This window comes from Kushneria sinocarnis, assembly GCF_003633775.1.
GTDB classification, from domain to species: domain Bacteria; phylum Pseudomonadota; class Gammaproteobacteria; order Pseudomonadales; family Halomonadaceae; genus Kushneria; species Kushneria sinocarnis.
In genome coordinates this window covers 1-26446 of sequence record NZ_RBIN01000005.1, presented here as the reverse complement: position 1 = coordinate 26446, position 26446 = coordinate 1, and the positions used below count along the sequence as shown (strand labels likewise).

The following is a 26446-nucleotide window of genomic DNA, read 5'->3' as shown; positions in this document are numbered from 1 at the left end:
GGCCTGTTTCCGGCGGTCAGTGCCGGGGATCAATCTAAAGTATAAGGCCCTTTGCTTGATGGTTGTAAACCCGATCCTGCATTGTCTTTCGGTACATATGATCGAAAACTGTTCAGATGATTGGCAGCAGGAGAGCAGCCATGAGTGAGACGACAACCAGTCAGCAAGGCCGGACTTCCAGTGAAGAGATCCCCGCGACCATGCAGGCCGTGGTGGCCTATGGTCCCGGCGATTATCGCTATGAGCAGGTGCCGGTACCCGAACTGGAAAATGACCACGAGATTCTGGTGCGGGTCGAGGGATGCGGCATCTGTGCCAGTGATATCAAGTCCTTCCACGGCGCACCGAGCTTCTGGGGCGATGAGTTCCAGCCGCCCTATATCAAGGCGCCGATGATCCCCGGACACGAATTCCTGGCGCGCATCGTCAAGGTGGGGGCGCAGGTCGAAGGCTTCAGCGTCGGCGATCGGGTGATCTCCGAGCAGATCGTGCCGTGCTGGAACTGCCGCTTCTGTAATCGCGGCCAGTACTGGATGTGTGAAAGGCACGATCTCTACGGCTTCCAGAACAATGTCAACGGCGGCATGGCCGAGTACATGAAGTTCACGAAGGAGGCGATCAACTATCACGTGCCCGAGGAGCTGCCGCTGGAAAAGGCGATCCTGATCGAGCCCTACGCCTGTGCCCTGCACGCCGTGCAGCGCGCACAGATCGAGCTCGGCGACGTGGTGGTGCTGTCCGGAGCCGGTCCGCTGGGGCTCGGCATGGTCGGCGCGGCGAAAAAGGCCGGTGCCGAGAAGCTGGTGGTACTGGACCTGTTCGATGGCCGGCTCGAGATGGCGAAGCAGTTCGGTGCCGACGTGGTGCTCAATCCGAAGAAGGATGACGTGGTGGCCACCGTCAAGGAGATGACCGGCGGCTATGGCTGCGACATCTATATCGAGGCGACCGGCCATCCGGCTTCCGTCGAACAGGGGCTCTCGATGATCCGCAAGCTGGGGCGCTTCGTTGAATTCGGCGTCTTCGGTGACGAGGTCTCGGTCGACTGGAGCATCATCTCCGATCGCAAGGAGCTCGACCTGCTGGGCTCCCACCTGGGGCCGTACTGCTATCCGCTGGTGATCGACGGCATCAGTGACGGTAGCTTCCCGACCGAGGGCGTGGTGACCCACAAGCTGCCGCTGTCGCAGTTCCAGGAAGGCTTCGAGCTGATGGAGAGTGGCGCCAATTCGATGAAGGTCGTGCTGATTCCCTGAAGCACGACTCCGACAGGCGCCAGAGCTACCGCCGTGACAGCTGCCCCGGAGCAGCTGTCACGGCGGTATTGCGCCTTTTATGCTCGTAGCGCACAAGGATGGAACGCAGCATGAACGCTACAACGACCAAGTCGGTCGCAGGTGAGCCGGGAGAGACCTGGCTGGACCGGATCGGCATTCCCCACAGCCTGCGCTGGGGCTTTCTCGGCGTGCTGATCTTCATGACCGGCAATGGTGTCGAGTCCAATTTCATCGCGCCGCACATGACCCAGGCGCTGGGCGAGGCCGGCGCGCCGCTGGTGCCGACCATCATCGCCATGTACAGCCTGGCGGTGCTGATTGCTTCCTATCTCTCCGGCGCCCTGGCGGACCTGTTCGGCCCCAGGCGCGTGATGCTGCTGGGCTTTCTGATCTGGGTGGTGTTCGAGGTGGCCTTTCTCTGGTCGCTGAGCATCGATTCGGTGGTACTGGTCTTTGCCACCTACTTCATGCGCGGCTTCGGCTTCCCGCTGTTTGCCTTTGCCTTTCTGGTCTGGATCAATTCCGTGTCGCCCCGCAGTCGCAACGGCGCGGCGGTCGGCTGGTTCTACGTCATGTTCACCGGCGGACTGCCCACACTCGGCTCGCTGTTCGCGGTGGTGTCGATTCCGTTCTTCGGTGGCGGCAGTACCGGCGAAGTCGGCAGCATGTGGGCCTCGACCGCACTGGTCACGCTGGGCTTTCTGCTGGCCTGGTTCGGCGTGCGTGAACCGACCGGCAGGCAGCGGCTGGCGCCGCCGGGCGAGTCCGCTTCCGAGGTGGTCACCAGCGGGCTGCGGTTGACCTTCCGGGAACCGCGGGTGGCCATGGGCTTTCTGGTGCGCCTGATCAACACCGCGCCCGAGTTCGGCATGTTCGTGATCCTGCCGGCCATCATTGCCGATGACCTGGGCTGGGGGCAGTCGCGCTGGCTGCTGATGACCACCGTGGTCTATGCCGGCAACATCCTGTTCAATGCCGCCTTCGGTGCCCTGGGCGATCGGTGGGGCTGGACGCGCACCGTGCGCTGGTTCGGCGTGGTCGGCTCGGCGGTCGGGCTGCTCGCCTGGTGGTATGTGCCGCACATGGTGCCGGCAGGTTCCGACTGGGGCTACTTCGTGTCGCTGGTGGCGGGCACCGTGTTCGGCATCATGCTGGCCGGGTTCGTGCCGATGGGGGCGATCATGCCGGCGCTGGTTCCCGAGCACAAGGGTGCGGCAATGGCGATGTATACCACCGCTGCCGGCGGCGCCATCTTCCTGGGGACGGCCGTGGTGGCCGTGGTGCAGCCCCTGCTGGGCAATGTTGGCGTGGTCTGGACCTTCGTGGCCCTCTATGCCAGCGCTTTCGTGATGCTGCACTGGCTGAAGGTGGATCAGAGCGACGAGGCGGCCATCGCTGAAGCGGAGTCCGGCCATTCCGGGGAGACAGCACATGGCAGAACATGATCCCTGGCGTCTTGACGGGCAAGTGGTGCTGGTGACCGGCGCTTCTGCCGGCATCGGACTGGCCATCTGCAGTGCCATGGCACGCCAGGGCGCGCGCCTGGCGATGCTTGACCGGGATGACCGGGTGCACGAAGCCGCCGCCGGGTTCGAGGATGCGATCGGCGTAGTGGCCGATGTCACCCGCAGTGACGAGCTCGAGCGAGCCCGCGATGAAATCACGGACCGGCTGGGGCCGATCGATGTGCTGGTCAACAATGCCGGTGTCATCGCCCTCGATGCGGCCGAGTCGCTCAGCGAGCAGGACTGGGATCGCACCCTGGATGTCAATCTCAAGGGCACCTTCCTGGCCAGCCAGGTGGTGGGTCGGCAGATGCTCGAGCGCGGTGAGGGGGCGATTGTCAATATCGCCTCCCAGGCCGGGCTGGTGGCGCTGGATCAGCACCTGGCCTACTGCGCCAGCAAGGCCGGAGTGATCGGGCTGACCCGTTCGCTGGCGCTGGAGTGGTCGCCACGGGGCGTGCGTGTCAATGCGGTGTCGCCGACCATCGTGATGACCGAGCTGGGCCAGCAGGCCTGGTCCGGTCCCGAGGGTGATCGCGCCCGCGAGCGCATCCCGCTGCGCCGTTTCGCCGAACCCGAGGATGTCGCCAATGCCGTGGTCCATCTCGCCTCTCCGGCGGCCGCCATGCTGTCCGGCGAGAATCTGGTAGTGGATGGCGGCTACACCATCAGCTGAGTGACGGCTTGCTTCCCTTGCCGCGACACGGGCCACGATGATCGATCGTGGCCCGTTTGCGTGTGGTATGCGATGGTAGGGGATTCAAGTAGTACCGGCAGCGAACCGATAAGTATCGCATCGAGCCGGTTACTCGGGTGCAGAGGCCATGCCATACAGGATCAGGGCGCTTTCGGAGGCGCTCGAGCAGAGTCGGCTGCGTGAGCGTCGTATCATTGACAGTGCCAGTGATGCCTTTGTCTCGCTGGACGCCAACTGGTGCATTCTCGACTGGAACCGAGCCGCCGAGCGGCTGTTCGGCTGGCAGCGCGAGGAAGTGCTCGGCAAGCAGGGCTTTCTGCTGCTGACGCCGGAGGGCGAATCGCCGGCGTTGCGCCAGGCCGAAGTCGAGCAGTTGCTCGTGGAGCGTGCGCGCGAGGCAGAGGGCGCCATCTTCGAGCTGGAAGTGACCTGCAGCGATGGCAGCCGGATGATCGTGGAGTCGTCCATCTGGCAGCTGCACATGGACGGCCGGCGCGAGTACTACACCTTCTCCCGCGACGTGACCGAGCGCCGGCGCATGGAGCGGGAGCTCTCCTGCCGGGCCCATTACGATACGCTTACCTGTGCGCTCAATCGCACCGCGCTGTTCGACCATCTCACCCGGACCCTGGCAGACAGCAGCAGCGCCACGGCGGTACTGCTGGTCGACCTCGATCACTTCAAGCGCATCAATGCCACCTATGGCCATGTGACGGCCGACCGGGTACTGATCGAAGTTTCGCGGCGATTGCGCGAATGTGTCGATGACACGGCCATCGTGGCGCGGCTGTCGAGCGATGAGTTCGTGGTACTGGTCCGGCTCTGCTGGCAGGAGCCGGTCACGGCACTGGCACGCCGCATTCTGGCGCGTCTGGAGCAGCCGATCGAGCTGCCCGATGACTCGGTGCATTCGAGTGCCAGCATCGGCATTGCGCTTGCCACGGCGCAGGACAGCGCCGACTCGCTGCTGCAGGCGGCCGAAATGGCGATGTTCCGGGCCAAGCGGGCAGGCCGTGGGCAGTATGCCTGTTTCGATCCCTCCCTGCGCGAGCAGGTGGCCGAACGGATCGGCATGGAGAGTGCGCTGCGTCATGCCATCCACCACGACGAGCTGCAGCTGTACTATCAGCCGATCGTCTCGGCAGCCACCGGACGCATCGAGAGCGTCGAGGCCCTGCTGCGCTGGCACCATCCGGAGCGCGGCCTGATCATGCCCGACGCCTTTATCCCGCTGGCGGAGGAGACCGGCCTGATCGTGCCGCTGGGGCGCTGGGTGATCGAGCACGCCTGCCGGCAGGCGGCGCTCTGGCAGCGGATCACGGGCAGTGCCGGGCCGGCGCTGCAGGTCTCGATCAATCTCTCCGCCCGCCAGATTGCCCAGCCCCGGCTGGTGGATGAAGTGCGGGCCATCCTGCAGTCGATGCCGGGTGACGACACCCGGCTGCATTTCGGTTTCGAAGTGACCGAAACGGCCATGATGCATGATCCGCAGGTCTCCGCCGAGACCCTGAGCCAGCTTCGCAGGCTGGGGGCCCACCTGTCGCTGGATGACTTCGGTACCGGTTACTCCTCGATGGCCTATCTCAAGCATCTGCCCTTCGATACCCTCAAGATCGACCGTACCTTTACCCGGGGTGTCGCCGAAGACGGCTGCGATCGCTCCATCATTCGTTCGATGCTGGCACTGGCCGATGGTCTGGGGCTGGATGTGATTGCCGAAGGCGTCGAAACCCGAGCGCAGCAGCAGGCGCTGCTGGCGCTGGGGGTTCAGCGGATGCAGGGATTCCTGTTTGCCCGGCCGCAATCGGCCGCGGTGATCGAGCGGATGCTGGATGATTCGCTGAAAGCACTTGATTAGGCACCGTCCGGATTCAGCGTGTACACTTGCCGATCCGGTTATCACCAGACGCCGGCCCCTTGCCGGCGCCGTAGCGATGGCCGCACGGTCAATGCCTACCCGCAGTTCCTGTGTCAAAGACGAGAGGGTCAAGGGTCTTCATGAGCGAATATTCCCTGTTCACTTCCGAATCCGTGTCCGAAGGTCATCCGGACAAGATTGCCGATCAGATTTCCGACGCCGTGCTCGATGCGCTGATCGCTCGTGACAAGCACGCCCGCGTCGCCTGCGAAACGCTGGTCAAGACCGGCGTGGCCATCGTGGCGGGCGAGATTACCACCAGTGCCTGGGTGGATCTGGAGGATCTGGTGCGCCGGGTTATTACCGAGATCGGCTATACTTCCTCTCAGGTCGGTTTCGACGGGGCCACCTGCGGGGTGATCAACCTGATCGGCAAGCAGAGTGTCGATATCGCCCAGGGGGTGGATCGCTCGAAGCCCGAGGATCAGGGGGCCGGCGATCAGGGACTGATGTTCGGCTATGCGACCAATGAGACGCCTTCCTACATGCCGGCGCCGATCCACTATTCGCACCGGCTGGTCGAGCGGCAATCGGAGCTGCGTCGCAACGGCACGCTCGCCTGGCTGCGCCCCGATGCCAAGAGCCAGGTGACCTTCCGCTACGATGACAACGGTCAGCCGAAGGCCGTCGACGCCGTGGTGCTCTCCACCCAGCATGATGATGACATCTCGCAGGAAGAGCTGCGTCACGCCGTCGAGGAGCTGATCATCCGTGATGTGCTGCCGGCGGAGTGGATCACCGACGAGACGCGCTTTCACATCAACCCGACCGGCAAGTTCGTGATCGGCGGGCCGGTGGGGGATTGCGGCGTGACCGGACGCAAGATCATCGTCGATACCTATGGCGGCATGGCGCGCCACGGCGGCGGTGCCTTCTCCGGCAAGGACCCCTCCAAGGTCGATCGCAGTGCCGCCTACGCCGGCCGTTACGTGGCCAAGAACATCGTCGCGGCCGGGCTGGCCGACAAGTGCGAGATTCAGATCTCCTACGCCATCGGCGTGGCCGAGCCGACCTCGGTCTCGATCAATACCTTCGGCACCGGCAGGATCAGTGATGCACGCATCATCGAGCTGGTGCGCGAGCATTTCGACCTGCGTCCTCATGCCATTACCCGCATGCTCGATCTGCTGCATCCGATGTATCAGCTGACCGCTTCCTATGGCCACTTCGGTCGCGAGCCGTTCGAGCACAGCTACCGCTGGACCGATTTCAACGGCGAGGAGCACACCGAGACCTTCACCGCCTTCCCGTGGGAGAAGGTCGATCGTGCCGCGACCCTGAAGTCGGCCGCCGGGCTGGACTGATCGGCACGGCTGCAGGCAGCTTCCGGGCCCACCCTGCGGTGGGCCTTTTCATGGCCGGCCCCGCCCTCCGGCTCGGAGCGCCCGGGAGCGCATCATGCTGCCGGATTCAATGACCCCCTGAACCGGAACGACTCACCGCATGCTCAACATTGCCGCTCTGTTCATTACCATTACTGCGCTGTTCTCCTGGTTCAATCACCGCTTCATTCGCCTGCCCGCGACCATCGGGGTGATGGTGATCGCGCTGCTGATCTCGCTGTTGCTGCTGGCGCTCAACCACTTCGGGATCGGGCTGCTCACCGACCAGGCGCAGCACTGGCTCGAGCGCATCAACTTCAACACCCTGCTGATGGACGGCATGCTGTCGTTTCTGCTGTTCGCCGGCGCCCTGCATGTCGATCTCGATCAGCTCAGGCGCTACCGCTGGTCGATCGGTCTGCTGGCGACCGGGGGCGTGGTGATCTCGACGCTGGTGGTCGGCACGGCCGCCTGGGCGCTGTTTGCCCTGTTCGGGATCGCTATCCCGTGGCTGTGGTGTCTGGTGTTCGGGGCGCTAATTGCACCCACCGATCCCATTGCGGTGCTGGGGATCATGCGCAGCGCCGGCGCGCCCGCGGACATGGAGATCAAGATTGTCGGCGAATCGCTGTTCAACGACGGGGTGGCGGTGGTGGTGTTCTCGACCCTGCTGGGGGCGGCATCGGCCCACGAGGCACTGACGTTCTCCCATGTCGGGCTGCTGTTTCTGCAGGAGGCCGGCGGTGGCATCGTGCTGGGCATGGCCGTGGGAGCGCTGGTCTACTACCTGATGAAGGCGATCGACCAGCACCAGGTCGAGGTGATGCTGTCGCTGGCGCTGGTGGTCGGCGGCTATGCGCTGGCCTCGCAGCTCGAGGTGTCCGGGCCGATCGCCATGGTCGTCGCCGGGCTGCTCATCGGCAACATGGCCCGCTCGGGGGCGATGTCGCAGAATACCCGCGCCTATGTGGATGGCTTCTGGGAGCTGATTGACGAGATGCTCAATGCCATCCTGTTCGTGCTGATCGGACTGGAGCTGCTGCTGATTCCCTTCGAACTGCACTATCTCTGGGTGGCGCTGCCGCTGATCGCGATCATTCTGGCCACACGCTATCTCACCATCGGTATTCCGCTGACCTTCCTGCGTCGCTGGGTGGGCTTTCGCCGGGGCACCACCCGGGTGCTGACCTGGGGCGGGCTGCGCGGCGGCATCTCGGTGGCGCTGGCGCTGGGCCTGCCGGATGTGGCCTGGCGCGAGCCGCTGGTGCTGATCACCTACATCATCGTGCTGTTCTCGATTCTGGTGCAGGGGCTGACCATCGGTCGCGTGGTGCAGGGGGTCGCCGGCGATCGGCCGCCGTCGCCCTGAACCGGGGGCGGTCGTGGCATATCGGGGAGTGATCACGCTATCATGCCGGGCGATGCCGCAGAGGGCGGCATCGAACTCTCTTGCCGTTTCGAGGGGCGCTGCAGCGGAGACTTCCGCGAGGCTCGAAGCGGTGGTTATCGGTAACGGCGCCCGCTGTCTGTCAGGAGTGTTTCATGGCTACCGCTGAAAACGCCGTCGCGCAGGATTACAAGGTTGCCGACATCGGTCTGGCTGACTGGGGCCGGCGCGAGATTCGCATCGCCGAAACCGAGATGCCGGCGCTGATGAAGATCCGCGAGAAATATCGTGGCGAACAGCCGCTGGCGGGGGCTCGCATCGCGGGCTGCATTCACATGACCATCCAGACCGCGGTGCTGATCGAGACGCTGGTCGAGCTGGGCGCCAGCGTGCGCTGGTCATCGTGCAACATCTTCTCCACCCAGGATCAGGCCGCGGCCGCCATCGCGGCGTCCGGCGTGCCGGTGTTCGCCTGGAAGGGCGAGACCGAGGAGGAGTTCTGGTGGTGTATCGAGCAGACCGTGGCAGGCCCCAACGGCTGGACGCCCAACATGGTGCTCGACGATGGTGGCGATCTGACCGGCCTGCTGCACGAGCAGCGCCCCGAACTGCTCGACGCCATTCACGGCATCAGCGAGGAGACCACCACCGGCGTCCACCGGCTGGTCGAGATGATGCGCCAGGGCACGCTGAAGGTGCCGGCGATCAACGTCAACGACTCGGTCACCAAGTCCAAGAACGATAACAAGTACGGCTGCCGTCACTCGCTGTCGGATGCCATCAAGCGTGGCCTCGATCACCTGCTCTCCGGCAAGCAGGCGCTGGTGATCGGTTATGGCGACGTCGGCAAGGGCTCTGCAGCCGGCCTTCGTAATGAGGGCATGATCGTCAAGGTCACCGAGGTCGACCCGATCTGTGCCATGCAGGCCTGCATGGATGGCTATGAGGTCGTCTCGCCCTATGTCGACGGCAACAACGACGAATCCGATACCAGCATCAATCGCGAGCTGCTCTCCCGCATTGATGTGCTGGTCACCACCACCGGCAACATCAACGTCTGCGATGCCGGCATGCTCAAGGCACTCAAGAAGGGCGCCGTGGTCTGCAACATCGGTCACTTCGACAACGAGATCGATACCGCCTTCATGCGTGACAACTGGGGCTGGGAAGAGATCAAGCCGCAGGTGCACAAGATCTATCGCGATGGTGGCCCGGCCAGCTTCGACCCGGCCAGTGACGACTATCTGCTGCTGCTTTCGGAGGGCCGGCTGGTCAACCTGGGCAACGCCACCGGCCATCCCTCGCGGGTGATGGACGGCTCCTTTGCCGACCAGGTGCTGGCGCAGATCCACCTCTACCAGGGTCGCTTTGCCGATCTGCCGAAGGAGGATCGCCCCGAGATCAGCGTGGCGGTGCTGCCCAAGCAGCTGGATGAGGAAGTGGCCCGCTACATGGTGGAAGGCTTCGGCGGCACGCTGACGAAAATGACCGCGAAGCAGGCCGAGTACACCGGCGTGCCGCAGGCAGGTCCCTTCAAGCCGGAGGCCTATCGCTACTGAGTCTCGTGGCTGAACCGGCTGATTAAAACGCCGCCCCGGGTTACCGGGGCGGCGTTTTGCATTCATGCCCCGGCAGCGCGGGATTGCCGGGCGATGAAGGCCCGGGCGTGGGCGTCCACGGCGCGCAGGGCGGCCACGATGTCATCAGGAGTGAGCGTGTAGGCCAGGTTGTGGATGGACTCGCCCTGCTGCAGCGCGGTTTCGGCCACCCGGGTCAGTTCGCTGTCGGTGACCTTCGCGAGCCCGAGGGCTTCGAGGGTCACCGGCAGGCCGAGCGCAACATACAGGGCGAGATAGCGCTCCAGCTCTGCCTGTGGGGTGCGGTCAAGCACCAGCTGGGTCAGGGTACCGTAGGCCACCTTTTCGCCATGGGTCAGTTCGTGGATCTCGCCGTGCAGTGCGGTAAAGCCGTTATGGATGGCGTGTGCCGCGGCCAGCCCGCCGCTTTCGAAACCGAGCCCGCTCAGCAGGGTATTGGCTTCGACCACCGCTTCGAATGCCGGCGTGACGACGCCGGCCTGATTGGCCTGCCAGGCCAGCAGCCCCTGTTCGAACAGTACCTGTTCGCACTTCTCGCCGATGGTCTGACCCAGCAGGGTCGGCAGGCCTCCGGCCATGTTGGAAGCGCCGGAGCGGATAACGGCGCGGGCTTCCACCCAGGTGGCCATGGCGTCGGCAATGCCCGAGGCCAGAAAGCGGGGTGGGGCCTGGGCGATCAGTTGGGTATCCACCAGCACCAGGTCCGGGTTGCGATCGTAGAAACGATAGGATTCGAACACCCCTTCGTCGGTGTAGATCACCGACAGGGCGCTGGTGGGGGCGTCGGTCGAGGCGGTCGTGGGCAGAATGGCGCAGGGTGTCCCCAGCCGGTCGGCGACCCCCTTGGCGGTATCGAGGGTCTTGCCGCCCCCGAAGCCGACGACGACCAGGGCCTGTTCGCCCAGTGCCACCAGGCGCTCGATCTCGTGACCGGAGGCCTCGCCACCGAAACGCGCATACTCGAAGCGAATGTCTGACCCTTCAAGGCTTTGTGCCAGCACCTGACCGGCCATCTGCCAGACGAAGTCATCGGCAATGATCAGCGCCGATTGACCCAGCCGGGCAATATGATGGCCGGCGCGCTGGATGGCATGAGCGCCCTGAACGTAGCGGCCGGGACTGATGAAGACCTGCTCGCGGATGGTGGACTGTGCAGCAGACATGACGCATTCCCCCTGTTGATGGCGAACGCCCGGTGGCAGGCCATGCCCGGTGTTGCCCGGGACACGGCGCATGGGCCGGACGGGTGGTGCCACATCAGCATGGCGGATCCGGTCGGGTTCGGTCGTGTGGCATGACGTCGCGCCGTCTTCAGCGCTTCAGGGCCTTGCGCAGCTGGGGCAGGGTGCGGGTATTGAGCACGTCGTCCTTCTCCAGCCAGCCCCGGCGGGCCTGATCGACGCCGAACACCATGTGATCGAGCTGATCGGTGGCGTGAGCGTCGGTTGAAATCGCGATCAGGACCCCGGCCTCCTTCGCCATGCGGGCATGAATATCGCGCAGGTCGAGACGCGCCGGCTGGGCATTGATCTCCAAACAGACGCCGCGTTCGGCGGCGCCGTCCACGATCCGCTGCATGTCGAGCTCATAGCCGTCGCGGCCGTTGACGATCCGCCCGGTCGGGTGGGCGATGAGGCTGACATGCGGGTTGTCCATGGCGCGCAGCAGTCGCTCGGTCTGGCGCTCGCGGTCGAGATTGAAGCGCGAGTGGATCGAGGCCACGCAGAGATCCAGCTCACCGAGGACCTCGTCAGGCAGATCGAGCTGGCCATCCTCGAGAATGTCGACCTCGATCGACTTGAGCACCGTGAAGCGCTTGAGTCGCTCGTTGAGCTCGTCAATGTCGGCGAGCTGTTCACGCAGGCGCGCTGCGTCCAGGCCATTGGCCATGGCCAGCCGCTGGGAGTGATCGGTGATGGCGATGTAGTTGTAGCCCTGGCGGCGGCCGGCTTCGGCCATCTCCTCGAGCGAGGCCTTGCCGTCGGTTGCAGTGGTGTGCATGTGCAGATCGCCGCGGATGTCATCGCGCGTGACCAGCTCGGGCAGTTTTCCTGCTTGCGCGGCTTCTATCTCGCCACAATTCTCGCGCAGCTCCGGCGGAATCCAGGGCAGTTCCACCTGAGCCAACACCTCCTCCTCGGTGCGCCCGGCCAGCTGCTCATCGCTTTCAAAGACCCCGTACTCGTTGAGCTTGAGATCGCGGGCGACGGCCATCTTGCGCACTGCCACGTTATGCGCCTGGGAGCCGGTAAAGTAGTAGAGCGCGGCCCCGAAACTCTCCCCGGGCACGACGCGCACATCGACCTGCAGTCCCGAGTTCAGATGAACGGTGGTTTTGGTTTCGCCGCGCAGCGCCACACGTTCGATCTCCTGCCACTCACCGACATGCGCCATGACGCGCTCGCCATCCTCGGCGACCACCAGCATGTCGAGATCGCCCACGGTTTCGCGACGACGACGATAGCTGCCGGCCACCACCACCTGTTCGACGCCAGCGCACTGCTCGATATGATGCCGCAGCCCCTCTGCGGCCTGGCGGGCTTCATCGAGTCGGGTACGGCCGGCCTGCTGATGAAGCCGATCGGCCTCCTCGAGGATCTTCCGTTCGGTCTTGCGGCCGAAGCCCGAAAGCGCGCTGATCCGCTGTTCGCGGGCGGCCTGCTTGAGCGCATCGAGCGAGTCGACACCGAGTTCGTCATACAGCGCCTTGACCCGCTTCGGCCCCAGCGAGTCGATCCGGGTGAGCTCGATCAGCCCGGCGGGCACCTGCTTTCCGGCTTCATCCAGCGCCGGCAGCGAGCCGCTGTGATGCAGGGTTTCGATCTTCTCCGCCAGGTCCTTGCCGATGCCGCCGAGCGTGGTGAGGTCTTCCCCGCGCTCGATCATGTCACTGACCGCGGCCGACAGGCCCTCGATGGTCTGGGCGGCACTGCGATAGGCGCGTACGCGAAAGGCATTGGCGCCCTGGATCTCCAGCAAATCCGCCAGCTGATTGAAGGTACGGGCGATATCGGCGTTCTGCATCACTCCCTCCTTGAAGCGCAAGCCATGCCCACAGCATAGCCGCCCGGCGGGTGTCGGACAGCCCGGTTACCCTGCACGGCTGCAGTCAGCGCCGCGGGGGCGCCCCTAGGCTGGAAATGGATACAGCAGGCAGGGAGGTACTCATGACCGTGATTTCACCGCTGAACACCATTGATCTGGCCTTTCTCCGGGCCCCGGAGCAGGGCGGGGCCACCGGTGCGGCAGTGCCCGAGGCGCGTGGCCACCGGGGTGGCGTGATCGTTGCCAATGGCGTTGATCTCGGCCGGATCGATCGTGCGCACTTCGACTCGCTGGGTCTGGATGAGGCGCTGGCGCGCAAGTTGCGGCCCTATCTGGAGCTGACCGGCAGCGAGGCCATGGCACTGCTCAGTGCCGGCCCGTTGCGGCTTTCGCACGACCAGATCAGGGAGCTCGATGCGACCGTGCATGGCCCGTTGGCAGTCGAGCTGAGCACGCGGTTCGAACGGGCCAGCCAGCTGCAGTGGCATGAGCTGCCCCGTTCGATGGCCACTCTGCTGATGCAGGAAGCGCTCTGTACGAACGTGCCGCTCGAACAGTCGCGGCCGCAGCTGTGGCAGGCGGCCATCACCGGTGAGCAGTCGGCCATGCTGAGTGTCCTGCGCGAGTGCGAAGAGGTGGAGGCTGAACGGGCAGGGCGTGCAGCCGAATATCTGGAGCAGGCGCTGGTCGGAAGCGGCGCGGCGGCCCACTGAATCCGGCCATTCTCCCGAGCAATTGATGTCCGTGCAGCATTGAAACCGGCAACTGTGCCATCATGTGTCCCCTGTGGCCGTTGGTTGAGCAAGCCCGTTTGGTAGTGGTTGCCGACAGGGAGCACAAAGGTGCGTTACGGCCATGGATTCAGTGCAGGCCCGGCTCGCTCAAGGAGAACGCAATGGCCAACGCCAGTGACGTGCGGATTCTTTTCGTCTCGGATATCCACCTGGGGACGCCGGATGCCCAGGCCAGTCTGCTGCGCTCGCTGCTGCGGCAGACACGCCCCGAGCGGGTCTATCTGGTAGGCGATGTCTTCGATCTGATTGCCATGAAACACCGGGCCGTGCTCGACAGTGCCCAGCAGGCACTGGTGCGCCATATCCTGCGCATGGCGCGTACCGGCTGTGAGGTGATCTACATCCCCGGCAATCATGATGCCGCCTTTCGTACCTTCTGTGGTCAGAGCTTCCACAATGTGCGCATCGAGCGTGATGTCGTCCATGAAACCCGCGATGGTCGACGATTGCTGATCAGCCATGGTGATGAGTTCGACGGCCATTTTGATGGGCCGCGCTGGAAGCTGGTGATCGGTGAGATGCTGCTCAAGAGCATGCGTCGGATCAATCGCTGGACCGTACGCCTGCGGCGGCGGCTGGGGCGCCCCTACTGGTCACTCTCCAGCGCCGCCAAGCGAAGGTCGGGCAACGTGCGCGATTTTGCTGCAGCCTTTCGCAGCTCGGCACTGAGCCGGGCCGAGCGCGAGCAGGTGGATGGCTATGTCGGCGGTCACATCCACATTCCCGGTTTCGAGCTGCGTGACGGTCGTTATTACTGCAACGATGGGGACTGGGTCGAACACTGCACGGCGCTGGCCGAGGGGGCGGATGGACGCCTGCGGCTGATCGACTGGCACGGTAATACTCTGATTGATGATCCCCGACCTCCGAGCGGGCCGCGCGAGCATACCGAAGCGGAAAGCTGGCTGGGAGAGAGCGAGTCGGAAGAAGAGGCGGAAGTGGCGGATTCCCGGGAGCGCTGAGCTCTCCCCGCTACTCCCGATGCATGGCGCTCATGGCAGGTTCGGAGCGTGGCGCCGTTCCGCCCCTGCCACTCCCTGCGGGCACTGCCCGCCCGGGCTGATCGGTATGACTGCCGGGCGCGCAGGTTCAGTGGGCGCTGTAGAGCGGCGGGGCGGGGATCGACTCGCCGCGTAGCAGGGCTTCCCACTGGGAGAGGATGGTTTCGGGGCGGAAGCGTTCGGTCATCTGATAGGCTGCCTGCGAACAGCGTACCCGCCTGTCATCGTCGTTCATCATCTCGCACAGTCGGGTGGCCAGATCGGCCGGGTCGCCGTCACGGGCAAGCAGGCCGTTGCGATCATGCTCGATGATCTCCGAGGGCCCGGATACACAGTCGAACGACACCATCGGCAGGCCATAGCTGCTGGCTTCGATCAGCACCATGGGCAGCCCTTCATAGCGCGAACTCATGCAGTACATGGCGGCATTGCGGTAGAACGGCTCGATTTCACGGGTGTGGGGGTGAAATTCGACGCTCTGCTCGATCCCCAGCGCCCGGGCGCGTTCCTTGAGTGACGTCTCTTCCTCGCCACTGCCGACGATCTGCAGTTTCCACTCCGGTGATGTCTGGCCCCGGGTCTGCTGCCAGGCATCCAGCAGCATGTCATACCCCTTCTGACGATTGAGCCGACCGACGGTCAGTACGGTCCGGGAGTCGCGGTGGAAATTGTAGGGATGCTGCTCCTCGAACGGCATGGGATTGTTGATGGTGACCACGCGGGCACGCGGTCGGGCACGCTTGCGCCAGAGGGAGGCGTCCCGCTCGGTCAGGGTGACCACGTTATCCGCACACCAGGCCGCCACGTAGCGGGCAAGCGGACGGATGGCGGAGTCCGCGCTGGCCAGGAAGTTGTAGTGCTCCCAGCTGACATGACGCGTCTTCAGGCCCCATACGGCAGGCGCGACCATCAGCGCCAGGGTGGTTTCGATATTGATGATGGTATCGATCCGGTGCTCCTTCACGACCCGGCGCAGCGCCTTCACCAGCTGGAAGTAGTGCTTGTAGAGGGAGCGCTTGTGCTCGAACAGCGAAATGAAACGGACGCGCTCATCGAGCGGAAAGAAGGCGGATTCCTCGCTCTGCCACAGTGCCACCAGGGTAATGTCGTAACCCTTGTCGGCCAGACCGTTGATGATCCTGATGCCGACACGCTCGGTACCTCCACCCCAGCCGATCTGGTTGATGACGAAACAGAGTTTCTTCATGTTCTGAACCTTTCCATGAAACGGGTGGATTTGAGGAATGAGTAGAAATTGGAGAGTTCAGGTGACAGAAACAGCGCCCGGGTGTTGAAGGGCAGTTCGATCGGATGCCGGCGTCTCAATGCGCCCACCTTGTTGACCATGCGGCGAATGTTGGGCAGGGCACGTCGGTAGCCGTACATGTCGTTGTTGATGTTCTTGTAAAAGAGCGTGGCCTGAAAGGCCACGTAGAGCGCCAGCGTACGGGTCAGGTCATCCGTGGCCTCTTTCGCCATCGCCAGATAGTGGTCGATGATGCACTCGATATCCTCGAGATCCTTGCTTGAAGGGTTGCGCGTGATCCCTTCGCTGTTGCAGCGGTAGGCAATCAGCGGGGTGTCGATGGCGGTAATGGTGACTGCCCGCAGATAGATCTCGGGTAGCAGGGACATGTCCTCATAGCGCCGCCCCGGCGGAAAGCTCAGGCCGGCAAGGAGTTCACGGCGATAGATGCGCGCCCAGAGAAACCACCAGCCATGGGAGAAGATGCGCTTGAAGGTATCAGCAGAAGCCTCGCCCTGATGTGGCGCTATCACGGTGGTGTTGAACGGATAGCTGTTGATGAACTGCTCCCCTTCGATCCGGTCGAAGCGGATGGCATTGAATTCCACGATATCCGGAGGCGTCGTGCTCTCATCCAGTATCCGGGTCAGCGTATCGCTGTAGCCGGGCAGCAGCAGGTCATCCCCGTCGAGAAAGGCAATATAGGCGCCCCGGGCAGCCTCGACCCCCGTATTGCGTGCAGCACTGATACCACCGTTGGCCTGCTCGATCAGACGGATCCGTTTTTCCTCGAGCCGGTCGCCAAGATAGCGGCGAATGACCTCCCGGGTCGAATCGGTGGAGCCATCATCGATGATGACCAGCTCCATGTCGTCATGCAGCTGAGGCATGATCGATCCCAGAGCGGTCTCGATCAGGTCTTCCAGATTATAGGCGGCAAGGATCAGGGAGAGCCGGAATTCAGGCATGGGTCGTCGCCTCCCCACGCATGACATTGCCCAGGATGCCGTTGCGGATCAGTGCCACGGCAAGGGCAAAGAAGATCACGGTTTCGGTCGTCAGCAGGGTGATGGCCCCGCCCATGGCGCCATAATAGTGGGCCATGGGGACCAGGGCGACCAGATGCACCACGGCCATGATGGCCGGCACCTGGGTGTAGATGCGGCGATAGCCGTAGGGCAGCAGCATGTAATTGCCGAAGATCATCGAGGTGCTGACCAGAAAGATCAGCGGCGCGAGAACCTGGATGATGGGGGTGGCATTGGCGTACTGATCACCCAGCGCCAGTTCGGTGATCAGCGGTGCGAACAAAAACAGTGCCAGCGAGATCAGCAGGGTCAGGGCGCACTGGCCGATCATCAGCTTGCGCAGGAAGGCGTTGGCCCTGGCCTCGCTCTCCTTGAGCAGCACATTGACGCGTGGAAAGAAGGCATTGCCCAGCACCAGGAAGGCCGAGGTGATGGCGTTGCGGATCTTGTCGGACGCGTTGAACAGACCGGTCTGGGTATGTGTCGACACCATGCCGAGCATGACCGTGGTACTCATGGTGTAAAGGCTGATGGCAATGGTGGCGATGAAGATCGGGAACCCGTCCCGGAAGGCCTCTTTCACGTCTGCCGGAGAAATGGCGGCAAAGGCGATGGCGCGATAGTGCCGGACGAAGATACAGGCGATGATACCGGAGATGATCGAAGTCGAGGACTGGATCATGGCAGCAATCCAGAGATCCTCCGGGTTGTGCACGAACATGAAGATCAGGGGGACGGCGGTAGCCCGAGCCGCCAGTGATGATACGGTTACTGCCCAGAGCCGTTCGATGCCCTGGAAAAGCCAGGCCGGCAGCATGACCGAGCCGGCAACCTGAACGCCGGCAAAGATCATTACCAGCCCGACATCGCTGAGTGCGGGCACAAAGGCCACCGAGAGCGCCAGACCGACCAGTACCACGCCCAGCAATACCGTCTTGGACGTCATGGTGGTCCAGAAGATATGCGATATCTTCTGCTTGTCATCGCGGTTTTCCGCGATCTGTTTGGTGGCGGTCAGATTGAAGCCGTAATCGGTAAACAGGGTGCAGTACTGGGCGATGGCGAAGACAAAACCCAGCACCCCGAAATTGGCCGGGCCGAGGACTCTTGCCAGATAGGGGAAGGTGATCAGGGGCAGGATATACTGCCCGCCCTGCAGCACCAGCAGGGAAAAGACATTCTTGGCAAGCTGAGAGTTGATCATGTAGGTGCGCAGAGGCTTGTGGCCGAAGGATGGATGGAGTCGTTTCGGTTCCGGCCATGGCAGAGGGCGCATTGCTCATGGACTGAGATGCACATCACGAGTATCAAACTCGTGTCATGAATATTGCCACTTTATTCTACTACAGCCATGCCGGAGTCAGCAGTCGCCACAGAATAGGAGTCAATAGGCGAAGCGTCTATGCCATTGTCGCTGAATTACCTGTGGTGGGGTGTTACGAATGGATACGCCTGAGGGTTCTTTCATGACCTGATGAAAAGCGAAGAAATGCAGCCCGCGGCCTGGCCTGCGGGGAGCAGCGGCGAGCCTCGGGTGTGAAACCGGCCCGCCCGGCATGCCACGGCAACGCTTTCGGGATGACATACCGGTGTCACAGCCTTCCGCCACACTCGGCTTGCGCCGTCTCACTCCCGGGTGCTCGGCCCTGCAACATGACGCAGATTACAGTGCGCGGCGAGAAACTTTCATTGGCACCCCTGAAGGGGAGGCGGCAGAATGCCCCGGACCGATCTCGTTCCATGTCGATCCAGGGGGAGCATGCCCATGACGCATAACGCCTTTCATACCAGCTTCGAATTCTTTCCGCCGCGTACCGATGCCGGCCGTGACAAGCTGATGGGGGTGCGTGATCGTCTGGTAGAGCGGGACCCTTCCTTCTTTTCCGTTACCTTCGGTGCCGGTGGTTCCACCCGCGAGCCGACCTTCGACACGGTCCGTCAAATCCGCGAGGCCGGCATCAATACTGCGCCCCATCTCTCCTGCGTGGCCAGTGACAAGGCCTCGCTGAGCCATCTGCTGGGCCGCTACCGGGAGGCTGGCATCAGCCGGATCGTGGCCCTGCGCGGCGACATGCCTTCCGGCACCATGGCGGCCGGCGAACTGCGTCATGCACGTGACCTGGTCGATTTCATCCGTCACGAAACCGGCGATCACTTCAGTCTGTCGGTGGCGGCCTATCCCGAGTGTCATCCCCAGGCGCCGAGCTTCGAGCGCGATCTCGATCACTTCGCCGACAAGGTGCACGCCGGCGCCGACATGGCCATCACCCAGTATTTCTTCAACGCCGAAGCCTACTTTCACTTCGTCGACCAGGTGCGCCAGCGGGGAGTCGATGTGCCCATCGTGCCGGGCGTCATGCCGATCACCAATTTCACCAAGCTGGCACGCTTTTCGGACATGTGCGGTGCCGACATCCCGCGCTGGATCCGCCGGCAGCTCGAGGCCTACGGTGACGATAGCGCCAGTATCCGCGCCTTTGGCGAAGAGGTGGTGAGCAGGCTCTGCCAGCAGCTGATCGAGGGCGGGGCGCCCGGGCTGCACTTCTATACCCTCAATCAGGCCGATGCGAGTCTTGCCATCCTCGACAATCTCGGTCTGCGCAGCCACTGAACCGGCTGCGGCGTACTTCAGGCATACTTCATTCGTTGCGACTACCCTGACAGGAGACGGTCAGGGGCACCATTGCCGCCTCTGACATCATTTACCTGCAAGGGAACCGCTCCATGAAAGGATGGCTCATGGCCGCAGCGCTGCTGGGATTCACGGCTCCGGTGCTGGCGGATGTCACGGTGGAAATGCAAGAGCTCAATGATCAGGGCACCGGTGAATCACTCGGTACGGTGACCTTCGAGGACAGTCAGTACGGTCTGCTGATCAAACCGGATCTGCAGGGGCTGCCGGCAGGCACCCAGCACGGCTTCCATCTGCATCAGAACCCCAGCTGTGCGCCCAGCACCAGTGATGGTGAAACCACCCCCGGCGGCGCTGCCGGTGGTCATTTCGATCCCGCCGATACCGGTACTCATGCCGGCCCCTATGTCGAACAGAGCCATCTCGGCGATATGCCGGTACTGATGGTCGATCAGCAGGGCAGTGCCACCACGCCCATGCTGGCGCCGCGCCTGCAGGAGGCCGATCTGGCAGGGCATGCCGTGATCGTGCACGAAGGGGGCGACACCTATGATGAACCGCCCAGGCTGGGGGGTGGCGGAGGCCGGCTGGCCTGCGGCGTGATTGCCGAGTCGGACTGAAGCAAGGGCCTGACGAGGCCTGTCTTCCTTCTACGGGGTAACGCCCTGCCGCTGCCGGCAGGGCGTTTTTGATGCCGGAACGGCCGATGGGCCGCTCATTTCGACTTGTCGGGATCGAGTATCCGCACCGGCTGCATGTCGCTCTGACGCTGCGATTCGCGAATCCGGTTGACCCGGGTCTCCAGCTCCTCGGTCGACTCCTCCTCGATGGGCAACTGTTCGAAGAAATCGCAGCTGACACAGTCGCGGTAGCGAATGCCGTGCTGCTCCCAGCTGCGCACACGATCCATGGCACCACAGCGCGGGCAGACGGCGCCGGCGATGAAACGTTTCGGTGTGGAATCACTCATGCTGCCTCCCGGGCGATGGCGGGCATCGCCCTTCGGATATGCGAATGGCTCATTCGGTACCGGGCATGCGGTACCACTTCGGACAGGGGGCTACTCGGCGGATGCCGGTTCGGCAATCCCCGAGTGGCGCAGCAGCGGCTCGATCTGCGGGTCGCGGCCGCGAAAGCGCCGGAACAGCTCGGCCGCATCGCACGCCCCGCCCTGTTCGAGAATATCCTCTCGGAAACGCTGACCGATGGTGGCATCCAGCGGGCTGACGGCGTCCTCGAAGGCGGAGTAGGCGTCGGCCGAGAGCACCTCGGCCCACTTGTAGCTGTAATAGCCGGCAGCGTAGCCACCCGCGAAGATGTGACTGAAACCGTGCTGGAAGCGATTGAAGGGGGCCTGGGGGACCACGGCCACCCGTTCTCTCACGCCATCGAGCAGCTGCTGGATGTCGGCCGCGGTGGGCGCTGCATGTTCGTGATGCAGGCGCAGGTCGAACAGCGAGAATTCGAGCTGGCGTACCATCTGCATGGCCGACTGGAAGTTGCGTGCCGCCTGCAGCTTGGCCAGTTCATCATCCGGCAGCGGCTCGCCGGTATCGATATGCGAGGTGATCATGTCCAGCCCGTCGCGCTCCCAGCAGAAGTTCTCCAGGAACTGGCTGGGCAGCTCGACCGCGTCCCAGGCCACGCCGTTGATGCCGGAAATGTCCGCCACTTCCTGATGGGTCAGCATATGGTGCAGACCGTGGCCGAACTCGTGGAACAGGGTCAGCACCTCATCATGGGTCAGCAGGGCGGGTTTGCCACCGATCGGTCGGGTGAAGTTGCAGGTCAGATAGGCCACCGGCAGCTGAAGGGTGCCGTCATCGCGACGGCGACGCACCCGGCACTCATCCATCCAGGCACCACCGCGCTTGCCTTCGCGGGCGTAGAGATCGAGATAGAAGCCGGCAATCGGCACGCCGTTCTCGAGAATGTCATAGAAGCGGACATCCTCGTGCCAGCGGGGCGCCTCGAGGTTCTCGCGAAAGCTGATGCCGAACAGCTGGCCGGTCACCTGAAACAGCCCCTCGAGCACCCTGGGGGCCGGAAACCAGGGGCGCAGCGCTTCCTGGGAGAGGGCATAACGGGCCTCGCGCAGCCGCTCGCTGGCATAGCCGATGTCCCACGGCTCGAGCTGCTCCAGTCCCAGCTCCTCGCGGGCAAACGCTGCCAGCGCATCGAATTCCTGCCGGGCCTGTGGCATGGCGCGGCCGGCCAGATCATGGAGGAAGTCGAGCACCTGCTGCGGTGAGTCGGCCATCTTGGTCGCCAGCGAGTAGTCGGCGTAGTTTTCGAAGCCGACCAGCCGGGCCATTTCCTGACGCAGCGTGATGATTTCGGCCATGAGGTCGGAATTGTCATGGGTGCCGGCATCGGGGCCCTGATCGGAGGCCCGGGTCACGAAAGCGGTATAGACCGTCCTGCGCAGTTCGCGATCGCTGGCATGGGTCATCACCGGAAAGAAGCTGGGAAAGTCGAGCGTGATGCGATACCCGTCGACGCCCTTGGCCTCGGCATTGGCGCTCAGGGTATCGAGTGCGCTCTGCGGCAGACCCGCGAGGCGGTCGGCGGTCACGTCGAGATGCCAGGCCTGGGTGGCATCGAGCACATTATTGGCGAAACCGTTGGCGAGCTCCGACAGGCGCGCCTGAATTTCCCCGAAGCGGGCCTTGTCGGCGCCGTCGAGATCCACCCCGGCAAGCCGGAAATCGCGCAGGGTGTTGTCGATCGAGCGCTGCTGGCCGGTGTCCAGCCGGGCATACTCGTCACTTTGACGCAGCGTCTCGAAGGCCCGGAACAGACCCTCGTGCTGTCCCAGCCAGGTGCTGTAGGCCGACAGCTTGCCCAGACAGGCCTGATAGGCTTCACGCAGCTCGGGGGAGTTCATGGTGGAATTGAGGTGCGACACCGGTGACCATGCCTGCGACAATCGATCGTTGAGCGTTTCCAGCGGCTGAACCAGCGTCTCCCAGCTGCTCGCGCCCTGTTGGACCAGGGCCTCGATCGCCTCGCGGTTTTCGTTCAGCAGCTGATCGAGGGCCGGCTCGATGTGTTGAGGGCGGATAGTGTCGAAGGGGGGCAGAAGATGGGGTGTCAGCAGTGGATTGTCGCTGGAAGCGCTCATGGAATCGGACCTCGAACCGGAAGGAAACGGAAAATAAAGACGTCATGATGAACAGCCCGTATTCGCTCAATCATGAGGGCAGCCACAGCGGCTTTCAATGTACCGGCCGCCCGGAGCAGGGGGTATGAGCGGGGCCGACAGCGAGCAGCGCAGCTGGCGTTCCGGGCTCTCCTTTGTCCTCGCCATAACCGGGGCAGCGGTCGGGCTTGGCAACATCTGGCGCTTTCCGTATATGGCCGGTGAACATGGTGGCAGTGCCTTTCTGCTGCTCTATGCCTGTTTCGTGCTGTGCCTGGGACTGCCGATCATGGCGGCCGAGATCATGATCGGCCGGGCCGGCGGCCGGGCACCGCTGCAATCGCTGCGTCTGCTTGCGGCACACGGTGGCGGGTCAACACGCTGGGGAGGAATAGCGCTGTGGGGTGGCGCCACGCTGCTGCTGGTGCTGTCGTTCTATTCGGTGGTGGCCGGCTGGGCACTGGATTATACCCTGCAGGCCTTCAGCGGCCGACTGGCCGACCGCTCGCCCGAGGCCATCGGCGCCGCGTTCGATGCCCTGCTGGCCGACCCCTGGCGGGTCACGGCCGATCACACGCTGTTCATGATCATGACGCTGGGCGTGGTGGTGGCCGGGGTGCGCCGCGGTATCGCGCGGCTCAACAACTGGCTGGTGCCACTGCTCTACGGGCTGCTGGTGGCGCTGGTCATCATGGTGGCCATCATGACCGATGGCGTGATGCCTGCACTGCGCTGGCTGCTGACGCCCGATTTTTCCAGGCTCGATGGCGGGGTCGTGCTCAATGCCATGGGGCATGCCTTCTTTACCCTGGCCACCGGTGCCTGTGCGCTGATGGCCTACGGGGCCGGCATGCCGGCGCGACAGCGAATACTGCCGCTGGTGTTCACGGTCGCCGTGCTGGATGTGCTGGTTGCCCTGCTGGCCGGGGTGGCCATCTTTGCCGTGGTCTTCGATCAGGGCATGGAAGTGGCGCAGGGGCCGGGGCTGGTCTTCGTCACCCTGCCGATCGCCTTTGCCCAGTGGCCGGGGGGAGCGCTGTGGCTGGGGGCCTTCATGGGGGTGCTGGTAGTGGCAACCTGGACCTCTTCGATCAACATGGCTGAACCGCTGGTGGCCATGCTCGAGGATGCCGGCTGGAGCCGGCGGCGGGCGGCCTGGCTGATCGGTGGTACTGCCTGGGCACTCGGGCTGCTGTCGGCCCTGTCGTTCTCCGTGCTTGCCGGGGTTCGGCCGCTTGAAGGCATGAGCCTGTTTGATGTAATGACAGCGCTGCCCACGGATATCATGATGCCGATAGGCGGGTTGCTGATTGCCCTGTTTGCCGCCTGGCGACTGGACCGTGACCAGGCCTTTCATGCCTTGGCGGCCGGCCCGTCGGGATTTGCGGTGTGGCGCGGCATGACCCGTTTCAGCGCCATCCCGCTGCTGGCGGTGGTGCTGGTGGCCGGTCTGCTGAGCGGCGGGTGAAGGGGCGGGCCCGGTTTTCTTGGCGATGCCGGGCCTTCAATGATTCCGGGAGACGATTGTTATGGCACTACGTACCTTTCAGGGAGTGAGTCCGCGTCGTGGCGAGCGGGTGATGGTCGATGAAGCCAGTGTGGTCATCGGTGATGTCGTGCTGGGTGACGACACCTCCGTGTGGCCGACCGCGGTCATTCGGGGAGACATGCACTACATCCGGGTTGGCGCACGTACCAGTATCCAGGACGGCGCCGTGCTGCATATTACCCATGCCAGCGACTACAATCCGGCGGGTTATCCGCTGACCATCGGCGATGACGTGACCGTGGGCCATCGCGCCATCCTGCATGGCTGCACCATCGGCTCAAGGGTACTGATCGGCATGGGGGCGACGGTACTCGATGGGGTGGTGGTCGAGGATGAGGTGTTGATTGCCGCCGGTGCCGTGGTGACCCCCGGCAAGCATCTGGAACGCGGTTTCGTCTACGCCGGCAATCCTGCCCGGCAGATGCGGCCACTGAAGGAGGAGGAATACGCCTTCTTCGGTTATTCGGCCAGCAATTATGTCGAGCTCAAGGATCGGTTTCTCGCCGAAAGCGGCAGGCAGGATGGCGAAGCCGCCGAGGAGACCGGCTGACGTACTGGAATTTCTGCCAAGCAATTGTCGATAAAGGGGTTTTGCTTCAAAATCTGGATTTTTATCCAGTAATGAAGCAATGGCCAATTTCAAGACCCACATTACCGTGGCGGCGCTGGGCGGTGTACTGACTGCAGGTCTGGGCTGGCAGGCCGGGTTGTGGTCCCTGCCTGACGCCGCTGCACTGGGCGGACTGACCACGCTGGGTGGCATCATGCCCGATATTGATGCCGACTACTCCCGCTCCATTCGCCTGATCTTTACCCTGCTAGCGGTACTTGCCGTGATAGCGGCCGTGATGATGCTGCAATCGCAGCTACCGATGGCGACGCTGGTACTGGTCGCCGGTGGGCTCTATCTGGCGGTCCGCTATCCGCTCAGTACCGTGTTTCGACGCCTGACCACGCATCGCGGTATCTGGCACTCGCTGACGGCGGTGGCACTGATGTCGCTGCTGGTCACGGCAGGTGCCTTTCAGCTGCTGGCTCAGTCGCCATGGCAGGCCTGGTGCCAGGGGGGTGCCATGGGGCTGGGGATGCTCATTCATCTGCTGCTCGATGAGTGCTACAGCATCGATCTGGCCGGCAGTCGGCTGAAACGCTCCTTCGGTACGGCGTTCAAGCTCTATGATTATCACGCGCCGGCCACGGCCGTGGCGATGCTGCTGCTGATCGCCGGCCTGCTGCCCTGGCTGCCTCCCTGGCAGGTGCTGGGAAATCTGGGAGCGCGCGTTCAAATGCTGTGGCCTGGGCTGCTGTAACCGTTGCTCACTGGCGCAATCCCCGGGGGCGTGCAACCCTTGAACCGAAATCGATAGGGGGAGATGAAACGACATGACACCACAGGTGTTGCTGTTTGATGTAGGTGGGGTGCTGGCCGACTGGGATGGTACGACACCGCTGGTTGAGCTGACCGAAGGACGACTCGATCGGGATCAGGCGCGGCGCTTCTGGCTGGAGTTCAAGCCGCTGGTGCCCTTCGAGACCGGCCGGGCCAGCGTGCATGAATTTACCGGTCCGGCGGTGGAAGCGCTGGGGCTGGACATGTCCCGTGAAGAGTTCGCAGCCCGCTTCGACAGCTGGATGGCGGGCCCCTACGAGGGCGCCATGGCATTGCTGGAGCGGATTCGCCCGGATTTCGTGAGAGGCGTGCTGAGCAATAACAACTCCATGCACTGGGCGCGTTTTCTCGAGCAGTCGCGTATCGACCGGTATGTGGAGCATGTGTTCGTCTCGCATCAGACCGGTTTGCGCAAACCCGATCGCGCCGCCTACGAGCATGTGATCGACGCACTGGGTCAGCCGGCCGAAGCGTTTCATTTCTTCGATGACAACCCCGAGTGTGTTGAAGCGGCGCGCAGTTTCGGGATGCAGGCCACTCGTGTGCGTGGTGTCGGTGAGCTGGAAGCGGCCCTGGCAGCCGAGGGCTACCTGAAGGAGTCGGCAATGCATTAACCGGCTGCTGTCATGCAGCCATCACGGCCCTGTCATTTTTTTATCATCAGGGGCTTGTCAGGTCCGTCAGCGAAGCGTAGAGTACGCATCCGCTGGCAACGGACAGGGCAACAGCCCACCGGGGCGGAAGCTGCAGACAGCTGATTCGACTGAAGTTTTCCGGATCGAACGGCTGTCGCTCGAAGCATCGCTTCGGCAGCTTCCACCGAAATCGGCATTGACATTTCGGTGGCGGTGAGTAAAATGCTCACTCTCTCGCAAACGGCACAGGCCACAGCGGGAACGCTCTTTAACAAGTCGA

General features: G+C 63.5%; 22 protein-coding genes and 1 riboswitch. Of the genes, 15 read left to right on the top strand and 7 right to left on the bottom strand.

What is annotated here, in order from left to right; genetic code table 11:
* Nucleotides 1-140 precede the first annotated feature (140 nt).
* From C7446_RS08835 to ahcY, 7 genes are all read left to right on the top strand, one after another.
* Nucleotides 141-1256, top strand: a complete 1116-nt coding sequence (locus tag C7446_RS08835) for an MDR/zinc-dependent alcohol dehydrogenase-like family protein (RefSeq protein ID WP_121172749.1) — start codon at nt 141-143, stop codon at nt 1254-1256.
* Between the two features lie 110 nt (nt 1257-1366).
* A complete protein-coding gene (locus tag C7446_RS08830; RefSeq protein ID WP_121172748.1) occupies nt 1367-2722 on the top strand; it encodes an MFS transporter in 1356 nt (451 codons plus the stop codon).
* Complete coding sequence (locus C7446_RS08825; protein WP_121172747.1) at nt 2709-3458, top strand: GolD/DthD family dehydrogenase; 750 nt, start codon at nt 2709-2711, stop codon at nt 3456-3458. The genes C7446_RS08830 and C7446_RS08825 overlap by 14 nt, the downstream gene beginning before the upstream one ends.
* 148 nt (nt 3459-3606) lie before the next feature.
* The gene (locus C7446_RS08820) at nt 3607-5337 is read left to right on the top strand and encodes a putative bifunctional diguanylate cyclase/phosphodiesterase (RefSeq protein ID WP_121172746.1); all 1731 of its coding nucleotides are present in this window, start codon (nt 3607-3609) and stop codon (nt 5335-5337) included.
* 140 nt (nt 5338-5477) lie between these two features.
* Complete coding sequence (gene metK, locus C7446_RS08815) at nt 5478-6701, top strand: methionine adenosyltransferase (RefSeq protein ID WP_121172745.1); 1224 nt, start codon at nt 5478-5480, stop codon at nt 6699-6701.
* A 139-nt stretch (nt 6702-6840) separates the two neighbouring features.
* Nucleotides 6841-8088, top strand: a complete 1248-nt coding sequence (locus tag C7446_RS08810; RefSeq protein WP_121172744.1) for a cation:proton antiporter — start codon at nt 6841-6843, stop codon at nt 8086-8088.
* Between the two features lie 84 nt (nt 8089-8172).
* Nucleotides 8173-8247, top strand: a riboswitch (S-adenosyl-L-homocysteine riboswitch).
* Between the two features lie 14 nt (nt 8248-8261).
* Nucleotides 8262-9665: an adenosylhomocysteinase gene (gene ahcY, locus C7446_RS08805; RefSeq protein ID WP_121172743.1), complete on the top strand. Its 1404-nt coding sequence runs from the start codon at nt 8262-8264 to the stop codon at nt 9663-9665.
* Nucleotides 9666-9727: 62 nt separating this feature from the next.
* Here the strand turns inward: ahcY and C7446_RS08800 are convergent, their stop codons facing one another.
* Both C7446_RS08800 and polX read right to left on the bottom strand, forming a co-directional pair.
* Nucleotides 9728-10867: a glycerol dehydrogenase gene (locus C7446_RS08800; protein ID WP_211327919.1), complete on the bottom strand. Its 1140-nt coding sequence runs from the start codon at nt 10865-10867 to the stop codon at nt 9728-9730.
* A gap of 148 nt (nt 10868-11015) precedes the next feature.
* Nucleotides 11016-12728, bottom strand: a complete 1713-nt coding sequence (gene polX, locus C7446_RS08795) for a DNA polymerase/3'-5' exonuclease PolX (protein WP_121172742.1) — start codon at nt 12726-12728, stop codon at nt 11016-11018.
* A gap of 143 nt (nt 12729-12871) precedes the next feature.
* Between polX and C7446_RS08790 the strand changes: the two genes are divergently transcribed.
* Nucleotides 12872-13462 (top strand): pesticin C-terminus-like muramidase, encoded by a 591-nt coding sequence (locus C7446_RS08790; protein ID WP_170150037.1) that lies wholly within the window; start codon nt 12872-12874, stop codon nt 13460-13462.
* Nucleotides 13463-13644: 182 nt separating this feature from the next.
* Nucleotides 13645-14505: a UDP-2,3-diacylglucosamine diphosphatase gene (locus tag C7446_RS08785; RefSeq protein WP_121172740.1), complete on the top strand. Its 861-nt coding sequence runs from the start codon at nt 13645-13647 to the stop codon at nt 14503-14505.
* 127 nt (nt 14506-14632) lie between these two features.
* Here C7446_RS08785 and C7446_RS08780 read toward each other — a convergent pair whose 3' ends face one another.
* The 3 genes from C7446_RS08780 to C7446_RS08770 are packed head-to-tail and all read right to left on the bottom strand — an operon-like array spanning nt 14633 to nt 18022.
* Nucleotides 14633-15751, bottom strand: coding sequence for a glycosyltransferase family 4 protein (locus C7446_RS08780; protein WP_121172739.1), 1119 nt, complete (start codon nt 15749-15751; stop codon nt 14633-14635).
* Nucleotides 15748-16758, bottom strand: a complete 1011-nt coding sequence (locus C7446_RS08775; protein ID WP_170150036.1) for a glycosyltransferase family 2 protein — start codon at nt 16756-16758, stop codon at nt 15748-15750. The genes C7446_RS08780 and C7446_RS08775 overlap by 4 nt, the downstream gene beginning before the upstream one ends.
* On the bottom strand, nt 16751-18022 hold the full coding sequence (locus tag C7446_RS08770; RefSeq protein WP_170150035.1) for a flippase: 1272 nt from the start codon (nt 18020-18022) through the stop codon (nt 16751-16753). The genes C7446_RS08775 and C7446_RS08770 overlap by 8 nt, the downstream gene beginning before the upstream one ends.
* 561 nt (nt 18023-18583) lie before the next feature.
* Between C7446_RS08770 and metF the strand changes: the two genes are divergently transcribed.
* Nucleotides 18584-19429 (top strand): methylenetetrahydrofolate reductase [NAD(P)H], encoded by an 846-nt coding sequence (gene metF, locus C7446_RS08765; RefSeq protein ID WP_245977782.1) that lies wholly within the window; start codon nt 18584-18586, stop codon nt 19427-19429.
* A 113-nt stretch (nt 19430-19542) separates the two neighbouring features.
* On the top strand, nt 19543-20070 hold the full coding sequence (locus C7446_RS08760) for a superoxide dismutase family protein (RefSeq protein ID WP_121172735.1): 528 nt from the start codon (nt 19543-19545) through the stop codon (nt 20068-20070).
* A gap of 95 nt (nt 20071-20165) precedes the next feature.
* Here C7446_RS08760 and C7446_RS08755 read toward each other — a convergent pair whose 3' ends face one another.
* Both C7446_RS08755 and prlC read right to left on the bottom strand, forming a co-directional pair.
* Nucleotides 20166-20420, bottom strand: coding sequence for a YheV family putative zinc ribbon protein (locus tag C7446_RS08755; protein WP_121172734.1), 255 nt, complete (start codon nt 20418-20420; stop codon nt 20166-20168).
* Nucleotides 20421-20510: 90 nt separating this feature from the next.
* On the bottom strand, nt 20511-22574 hold the full coding sequence (prlC, locus tag C7446_RS08750; protein ID WP_121172733.1) for an oligopeptidase A: 2064 nt from the start codon (nt 22572-22574) through the stop codon (nt 20511-20513).
* Between the two features lie 124 nt (nt 22575-22698).
* On the opposite strand from prlC, the gene C7446_RS08745 reads away from it, so the two are divergent.
* The 4 genes from C7446_RS08745 to C7446_RS08730 all read left to right on the top strand — a co-directional run bounded on the left by C7446_RS08745 (nt 22699) and on the right by C7446_RS08730 (nt 26145).
* The gene (locus tag C7446_RS08745) at nt 22699-24060 is read left to right on the top strand and encodes a sodium-dependent transporter (RefSeq protein ID WP_121172732.1); all 1362 of its coding nucleotides are present in this window, start codon (nt 22699-22701) and stop codon (nt 24058-24060) included.
* A 61-nt stretch (nt 24061-24121) separates the two neighbouring features.
* Nucleotides 24122-24691: a gamma carbonic anhydrase family protein gene (locus tag C7446_RS08740; protein ID WP_121172731.1), complete on the top strand. Its 570-nt coding sequence runs from the start codon at nt 24122-24124 to the stop codon at nt 24689-24691.
* A gap of 79 nt (nt 24692-24770) precedes the next feature.
* Nucleotides 24771-25451, top strand: coding sequence for a metal-dependent hydrolase (locus C7446_RS08735; RefSeq protein ID WP_121172730.1), 681 nt, complete (start codon nt 24771-24773; stop codon nt 25449-25451).
* A 73-nt stretch (nt 25452-25524) separates the two neighbouring features.
* On the top strand, nt 25525-26145 hold the full coding sequence (locus tag C7446_RS08730) for an HAD family hydrolase (RefSeq protein WP_121172729.1): 621 nt from the start codon (nt 25525-25527) through the stop codon (nt 26143-26145).
* The last annotated feature ends 301 nt before the right edge of the window (nt 26146-26446 follow it).

Coding starts and splice junctions, on each gene's coding strand:
- C7446_RS08835 (WP_121172749.1), top strand. CDS start 141: ATGAGTGAGACGACAACCAGTCAGCAAGGCCGGACTTCCAGTGAAGAG.
- C7446_RS08830 (WP_121172748.1), top strand. CDS start 1,367: ATGAACGCTACAACGACCAAGTCGGTCGCAGGTGAGCCGGGAGAGACC.
- C7446_RS08825 (WP_121172747.1), top strand. CDS start 2,709: ATGGCAGAACATGATCCCTGGCGTCTTGACGGGCAAGTGGTGCTGGTG.
- C7446_RS08820 (WP_121172746.1), top strand. CDS start 3,607: ATGCCATACAGGATCAGGGCGCTTTCGGAGGCGCTCGAGCAGAGTCGG.
- metK (WP_121172745.1), top strand. CDS start 5,478: ATGAGCGAATATTCCCTGTTCACTTCCGAATCCGTGTCCGAAGGTCAT.
- C7446_RS08810 (WP_121172744.1), top strand. CDS start 6,841: ATGCTCAACATTGCCGCTCTGTTCATTACCATTACTGCGCTGTTCTCC.
- ahcY (WP_121172743.1), top strand. CDS start 8,262: ATGGCTACCGCTGAAAACGCCGTCGCGCAGGATTACAAGGTTGCCGAC.
- C7446_RS08800 (WP_211327919.1), bottom strand. CDS start 10,867: ATGTCTGCTGCACAGTCCACCATCCGCGAGCAGGTCTTCATCAGTCCC.
- polX (WP_121172742.1), bottom strand. CDS start 12,728: ATGCAGAACGCCGATATCGCCCGTACCTTCAATCAGCTGGCGGATTTG.
- C7446_RS08790 (WP_170150037.1), top strand. CDS start 12,872: ATGACCGTGATTTCACCGCTGAACACCATTGATCTGGCCTTTCTCCGG.
- C7446_RS08785 (WP_121172740.1), top strand. CDS start 13,645: ATGGCCAACGCCAGTGACGTGCGGATTCTTTTCGTCTCGGATATCCAC.
- C7446_RS08780 (WP_121172739.1), bottom strand. CDS start 15,751: ATGAAGAAACTCTGTTTCGTCATCAACCAGATCGGCTGGGGTGGAGGT.
- C7446_RS08775 (WP_170150036.1), bottom strand. CDS start 16,758: ATGCCTGAATTCCGGCTCTCCCTGATCCTTGCCGCCTATAATCTGGAA.
- C7446_RS08770 (WP_170150035.1), bottom strand. CDS start 18,022: ATGATCAACTCTCAGCTTGCCAAGAATGTCTTTTCCCTGCTGGTGCTG.
- metF (WP_245977782.1), top strand. CDS start 18,584: ATGACGCATAACGCCTTTCATACCAGCTTCGAATTCTTTCCGCCGCGT.
- C7446_RS08760 (WP_121172735.1), top strand. CDS start 19,543: ATGAAAGGATGGCTCATGGCCGCAGCGCTGCTGGGATTCACGGCTCCG.
- C7446_RS08755 (WP_121172734.1), bottom strand. CDS start 20,420: ATGAGTGATTCCACACCGAAACGTTTCATCGCCGGCGCCGTCTGCCCG.
- prlC (WP_121172733.1), bottom strand. CDS start 22,574: ATGAGCGCTTCCAGCGACAATCCACTGCTGACACCCCATCTTCTGCCC.
- C7446_RS08745 (WP_121172732.1), top strand. CDS start 22,699: ATGAGCGGGGCCGACAGCGAGCAGCGCAGCTGGCGTTCCGGGCTCTCC.
- C7446_RS08740 (WP_121172731.1), top strand. CDS start 24,122: ATGGCACTACGTACCTTTCAGGGAGTGAGTCCGCGTCGTGGCGAGCGG.
- C7446_RS08735 (WP_121172730.1), top strand. CDS start 24,771: ATGGCCAATTTCAAGACCCACATTACCGTGGCGGCGCTGGGCGGTGTA.
- C7446_RS08730 (WP_121172729.1), top strand. CDS start 25,525: ATGACACCACAGGTGTTGCTGTTTGATGTAGGTGGGGTGCTGGCCGAC.